Annotated in this window: 4 protein-coding genes; all 4 read left to right on the top strand. The window is 60.7% G+C overall.

Annotated features, from left to right (window positions below; genetic code table 11):
• Positions 1-176 precede the first annotated feature (176 nt).
• Entirely contained in the window at positions 177-1154 is a 978-nt protein-coding gene (locus OC610_RS18595) for a helix-turn-helix domain-containing protein (RefSeq protein ID WP_264429712.1), read from the top strand.
• Between the two features lie 120 nt (positions 1155-1274).
• Positions 1275-2723, top strand: coding sequence for an APC family permease (locus OC610_RS18590; protein ID WP_264429709.1), 1449 nt, complete (start codon positions 1275-1277; stop codon positions 2721-2723).
• Between the two features lie 150 nt (positions 2724-2873).
• Positions 2874-5849 (top strand): formate dehydrogenase subunit alpha, encoded by a 2976-nt coding sequence (gene fdhF / locus OC610_RS18585; protein ID WP_264429707.1) that lies wholly within the window; start codon positions 2874-2876, stop codon positions 5847-5849.
• Entirely contained in the window at positions 5849-6331 is a 483-nt protein-coding gene (locus tag OC610_RS18580; protein WP_264429706.1) for a DUF1641 domain-containing protein, read from the top strand. Before fdhF ends, OC610_RS18580 begins: the two co-directional genes overlap by 1 nt.
• Positions 6332-6403: the final 72 nt, after the last annotated feature.

The raw sequence follows: 6403 nt of genomic DNA, 5'->3' as shown, positions 1-6403 counted from the left end.
AGCAAGCTCCCTCGCCACAGGGATTGGTTGCGACAGGAACCTGTTGGTAGCAGTCTTGGTGCATTCACAGAGAAGGCTGTATCGATCAAACAAAATTTGCAGAATTCTCTCATTATGAGAATATCGGCCAGGAAGGCGCTCTAACAACAAGAACATTGGCCGAGGCGTTCGTCATCATGAAGCATCTCAACATCAGCCGGTTCCATGACATTCATGTCCATGCCGCCACCGTCCAGGAATGGAGCCAGGACTATAACCAGTTGACCGCCGGTTCGGCCGAGAGCTCGCTCATTCAGTTGACGACGCCGCGTTGCCACGTTTTTCGCGAGCAGATCAACCAGCGTGTCGTTCAGCACGGCGTGGCCCCACGGGGCAAGATGTGTTTTGCCGTGCCCATCACGGTCCCGGGTTCGATCCGGATGCAGGGGCGGGAAGTGGATGACAGCAGCCTGTTCTTTCTTCACGGGGGCGAGGAGTTCATGTTCCACATGCCGATGGGCATGGAGCTGCTGGCCATCACCTTCGAGCGTGAACTGTTCGAACAAGCGTTGGCACACACCGAGTCGGCCAAGGACATCAGCCAGTTGCTGCGGCAACCGGTGATCAGGGTGTCGACCCAGCGCTACGCAGGTGCTCGCCGTCGAATGCTGGCGGCATTTTCCCAGGCGCTGCTGAGCGAAGAAGATGACGTTGCCCAGGACCGGGAATTGCAGCTGGAACAGACCATGCTCGGCGAGTTGCTGCAACTGATGACCGACCCCGCTTGCGACAAACAGCAGCGCACGCCAAGTTCCACACGCAGTTACATCGTCGAAAAGTGCCATCGCCTGGCGACCGCGCAGCTGAACAACGTGCCCAGCGTCGATGAGTTGTGCCAGCGTCTCCAGGTAAGCCGGCGCACCGTGCAGAACAGCTTTCGCGCGGTAGCCGAGACGACGCCGATCAATTACCTGCGCTCTGTCAGGCTCAATGGCGTACGCCGGACGCTGATGTCGACCCGGGCGTCCCATTTATCGATCGGCGATGTCGCCGCCCAGTGGGGCTTCTTTCACCTGAGTCATTTTGCGGCCGAGTACCAGGCCCTGTTCGCAGAGTTGCCATCCCATACCGCCCGCGCCGCCATTGCCGATTACGCGCGTGCCGATTTGGGTTAGTGAGGCATCGAGGGAGAGGCATAGGATCGAATCCGGCGTGCGACACCCACGATAATGCGATCCCGCCGTGGCCCGCGCCGATCCTGCAGCGAATACCTCATCCCATAAGGTCAACAAAACATGAGCGTACCTCTCCCGGTCAACAGCTCCACCGAGCTCAAGCGTGGCGCCCTGGGTGTCGGCTTCATCATCTTTTTCGTGGTCTCGGCGGCGAGCCCGTTGAGCGTCATTGCCGGCGGCTTTCCCATCGGCATCATGCTCGGCAACGGCGCGGGTACTCCGGCACTGCTGATCCTGGCCTTGCTCGTGTTGCTGGCGTTTTCGGTGGGCTACACCACCCTGGCCCGGCATCTCACCCACGCGGGCGGTTTCTATGCCTTTACCTCCGTGGGCCTGGGCGGAATGGCCGGTGGTGCGGCGGGGGTGCTGGCGATGTTTGCCTACAACATCCTCCAGGTCGGGTTGTATGGCATGTTCGGCGGTGTCGTCAGCGGCACGATGCAAAATGCGTTTGGCCTGCTGTTGCCCTGGTGGGTGTACTCGCTGATGGCCATGGCCAGCGTCGCGATCCTCGGGTACCGCAAGATCGACCTCTCTGCCCGGGTGCTGTCAGTCATCGTGATTGCTGAATACCTGGCGATCCTGGTCCTGGATTTCGCCATCCTGAAGTCCGGGGGCGATAGCGGCATCAACCTGGATGCATTCGATCGCAGCCATGTGTTCAGTGGCACACCGTCCATTGGCTTGTTGTTCTGCTTCGCGGCGTTCATTGGTTTCGAAGCCACCACCATCTACGGCGAGGAGGCGAAGAATCCCCAGCGAACCATTCCGATTGCCACCTACTGCTCGGTGTTGCTGATCGGCGGCTTCTACGCGCTGTCGGTCTGGTCGATGGTGGTGGGCGTAGGCGCGGACAAGATTGTCGCCACGCTACAGGCCTTGCAGGACCCGACGACGTTTATCTATGGCATGTCCGACCATTTCGTCGGTCCCGCGCTGACCCAGATCATCCGTGTGCTGTTCATGGTCAGTATCTATGCCGGATTGCTCGCCTTTCATAACGCGGCAGCCCGTTATTTCTTCGCCATTGGCCGCGATGGGTTGCTGCCGAGCCGGTTGGGCACGACCCACCGTATCCACCAGAGCCCCCACATGGGCTCGGCGTTGCAGAGCTTGATCTCCGCCGTGGTCGTGCTGGTTTTCGCCGCGATGGATGCCGATCCGATCCTGCAACTGTTCGCCTGGCTGTCCAACCTGGCGACGCTGTGCGTGATCCTTTTGATGGCGCTCACCTCCGCCGCGGTCGTGGTTTTCTCCCAGCGTCATCCGGAGCTCAAGTTGGGGCTCTGGCGAGGAGGCCTCTTTCCCGGTTTTTCATGCCTGGTGTTGTTGGCGGTGCTGGTGATCGCCGTGGTGCACTTCGATGTGCTGACGGGTGCCAGCAAAGCGCTGTCCTACAGTCTTTGCGCCATCATCCCGGCTGCCTTGCTGGTGGGCGTGTTCCTGGCGACTCGCCTGCGGGAATCGGCGCCGCAGCGTTACCTGGCATTGGGATGCCACAAGCTCTGACGGCTCCGATGATACGCAAGCAAAATTAATGAACATTTTCAGCGCCGGGATATCGACTCTGTAACTGAACATTTCCGTCCAGACATTCGGCCCTCACGTTTCGTTGGGCCGCTGTCACGGCGGTCGGTCGGCCAACGGGGGCGAGTTTCCATGAGCGTCAACAACCAGTGCAGCATCGAGTACAACGGTCGGACCTTGAGGGGTAAAGCAGACCAGCCGCTGATCGATTTCCTGGCAGAGCAGGGCATCGACCTGCCTCACGTCTGCTATCACCGCGCCCTCGGGCCGATCCAGACCTGCGACGTCTGCTGGATCGAACATGATGGCGAGTTGGTCCGCGGCTGCACGCTGCGTTCCGCCGACGGCATGACGCTTACCAGCGAAACGCCTCGCGTGAAGGCGGCGCAGGAAGAAGGCATGGACCGGATTCTTGCCAAGCACGAGCTGTATTGCACGGTCTGCGAGCACAACACTGGCGATTGCACGCTGCACAATACCGTCGCCGACATGAACCCCGTGATCCAGCGCTACAAATACCAGCGCAAGCCCTACAGCAAGGACCACTCGAACCCTTTTTATACCTACGACCCTGATCAATGCATCTTGTGTGGGCGTTGCGTGGAGGCGTGCCAGAACGTCGAGGTCAACGAAACGTTGAGCATCGATTTCACCATGGACCATCCGCGCGTGTTGTGGGATGGCGGAACCGAAATCGAAGGTTCCAGTTGTGTCAGCTGCGGTCATTGCGTCACAGTGTGTCCCTGCAACGCATTGCTGGAAAAAACCATGCAGCCGGATGCCGGACCGCTGACCTCGATGCCCGAGGACATCAAGCGGCCGCTCATCGACGCGGTGAAGACGATTGAAAACACAATCGGTGCGCCGCCCATTACCGCCATCTCCGTCATGGACATGCACTGGCGGCAGCCCGAAATCAAACGCACCAAAACCGTGTGCACCTATTGCGGCGTGGGCTGCTCCTTCGAAATGTGGACCCGTGACCGCACGCTGCTCAAGGTGCAGCCTGTGGTGGACGCACCGGCGAACGGCATCTCGACCTGTATCAAAGGCAAGTTCGCCTGGGATTTCGTGAATAGCGAAAAGCGCCTGACGACGCCGCTGATCCGCGAGAACGGTCAGTTCCGTGAAGCGAGCTGGGATGAGGCACTGACCTTGGTCGCGGGCCGTCTCCTGGCCATAAAACGTGAGCACGGCGCCGATGCCATCGGCTTCATTGGCTCCAGCAAGGCCAGCAATGAAGAAGCGTACCTGACGCAGAAAATCGCTCGCCTGATCATCGGCACCAACAGCGTCGACAACTCTTCGCGGTACTGCCAGAACCCGGCGACACAAGGGCTTTTCCGCACGGTCGGTTACGGCGGCGACGCCGGTACGATCGCTGACCTCGAGCAGGCGGACCTGATTGTCCTGGTGGGCAGCAACCTGGCGGAGAACCACCCGGTCATTGCTTCGAAAATCAAGGCCGCGCGCAAGCATCGTGGGCAGAAGCTGCTGGTGGTCGATCCACGCAAACATGAAATGGCGGAGCGCGCCGATCTGTTCCTGCAGATCCGATCGAGCACGGACATCGTCTGGGCCAGCGCCATGTCGCGCTACCTGTTCGACCATGGCATGGCGGACACGGCGTTCCTGGACGAACGTGTGAACCAGGTGGACGAGTACCGACGCTCGCTGGAGCCTTTCACCCTGCCGTTCGCTTCGCAGGTCACCGGGTTGTCGGAGGCGGATCTGGTCAGCGCCGCGAACATGATCGGCGGGGCCAAACGGGTCTGCCTTCTTTGGGCGATGGGCATCACCCAGCACAGCCATGGGGCCGACACCAGCACCGCACTGTCCAATCTCCTGTTGGTCAGCGGCAACTATGGCCGCCCCGGCACCGGCGGTTATCCGATGCGCGGCCACAACAACGTCCAAGGGGCCAGCGATTTTGGGTGCTTGAAAAACGTTTACCCCGGTTATGAAAAAGTCACTGACGAGGCGGTTCGAGCCAAGTGGGCGAAGGCCTGGGGCGTGGCGCCCGAACGCCTGTCCAACAAGGTCGGTGAAGACAACTTCCTGATGGTCCAGCATGCCGCCGAGCAGAAGGTGAAGGCCATGTATGTGATCGGTGAAGAGACGGCGTTTTCCGACGCCGACACTGAAAACGTCCATGAAGCCTTCAAGAAACTCGATTTCATGGTCGTGCAGGACATCTTCTTCAGCCGCACCGCGCAGTTCGCCGACGTCGTGCTGCCAGGTTGCCCGAGCGTTGAAAAGGACGGCACCTTCGTCAACACCGAGCGGCGGATCCAGCGTTTTCATGAGGTGTTCCCGCCGCTGGGCAACAGCCTGCCGGACTGGCGCATCCTCACCGACCTGGCCAAGCGAATGGGACATGACTGGGGGTACGAACATCCTTCGCAGATCTTTGCGGAGGTGGCCGGCATTTCCACGTTGTTCGCCGGCGCCAGCTACGAGCGCCTGGACGGTTGGAAATCCCTGCTCTGGCCGGTGAAACCGGACGGCACCGATACGCCGTTGCTCTATACCGACCGGTTCCACACCGACGACGGCCAAGCCGTGCTGTACCCGCTTGAGTGGAAGCCGCCGGCAGAAGCGCCCGACAGCGAATTCGACCTGATGCTGGACAATGGCCGCATGCTGGAGCATTTCCAGGGCAACAACCAGACGGGACGTGGCGACCGCATCGATTCGTTGTCCCCGCAGTGGTACGTCGAAATCAGTCCCGAGCTTGCCGCCGAGCGCAGCATCGAGGAGGGCACCCGGGTGCGGATCACCTCTCGCCGTGGCTCGGTCACGGTGCCGGTGGTCATCACCGACCGAGTGCGCGGGAAGGTGCTGTTTATGCCGATTCACCAGGGCAAGCCCGGCATTAATGAACTCACCGGGGAACATCATGATCCAGACGTCAATACGCCGGCCTACAAGGAAACCGCTGTGAAGATGACGGTGCTGAGGGATCCTCCCCAGCCGTCGGCACTGCCACGGAGCAATTTCCGAAACGGCCACCGGACGCCCAACGATGGCGTGGCTGTGGCGGTGAAGTGGGCCAGAGACGACTACGCGCCGATCGACGCACCGGCGCCCCATCCGGAGAGGTTTTGATGGCTGAGCCTATTGATTACCACGTCAAACCGAGCAAGACCGAGCCTGACGCGAAGGACGAGCTCGATCGTCTGGTCCAGAGTCTCCATGAACACGGCGTGCTGCGCATGGCCAATGACTTGGTCTGTGCCAACACGGCGATTACCAAAGTGCTGGTTGATGGGCTGAACAAGGACGGCACGCTCAACGTCATTCAGAACCTGTCGATCCTGGCGATGGCACTGTCCCGCGTCCCGCCCGACGAGTTCTACCGGCTGGTCTTCGCCCTGAAGGATGCGAGCGCTGCGGTCAGTCAATGGGCGGCGCCAGAGAATGACGACGTCGCGCCAGGCGTGAGGGGCTCCTACCGGCTGTTGCATGACGAATCGCTTTGGCGCGCGATCATGCCGCTCGTGGAAGGCTTGAAAGCGCTGGGCGAGGGCATGAAAAGGCCGGTCGATAAGCCGATCAGCCAGTTTTCCGGCAAACCCAGCGGCGCTTGAGCGGGGCCTGCCCATGGAAACGGTGGATCCGGCGTTGATGCTGGCGCGGTACCAGTTCGCGTTCACCATCAG

Origin of the sequence: Pseudomonas agronomica (assembly GCF_025917275.1) — a bacterium.
Classification (GTDB): Bacteria; Pseudomonadota; Gammaproteobacteria; order Pseudomonadales; family Pseudomonadaceae; genus Aquipseudomonas; species Aquipseudomonas agronomica.
This window is presented reverse-complemented; position numbering and strand designations above follow the sequence as displayed.

Coding starts and splice junctions, on each gene's coding strand:
- OC610_RS18595 (WP_264429712.1), top strand. CDS start 177: ATGAAGCATCTCAACATCAGCCGGTTCCATGACATTCATGTCCATGCC.
- OC610_RS18590 (WP_264429709.1), top strand. CDS start 1,275: ATGAGCGTACCTCTCCCGGTCAACAGCTCCACCGAGCTCAAGCGTGGC.
- fdhF (WP_264429707.1), top strand. CDS start 2,874: ATGAGCGTCAACAACCAGTGCAGCATCGAGTACAACGGTCGGACCTTG.
- OC610_RS18580 (WP_264429706.1), top strand. CDS start 5,849: ATGGCTGAGCCTATTGATTACCACGTCAAACCGAGCAAGACCGAGCCT.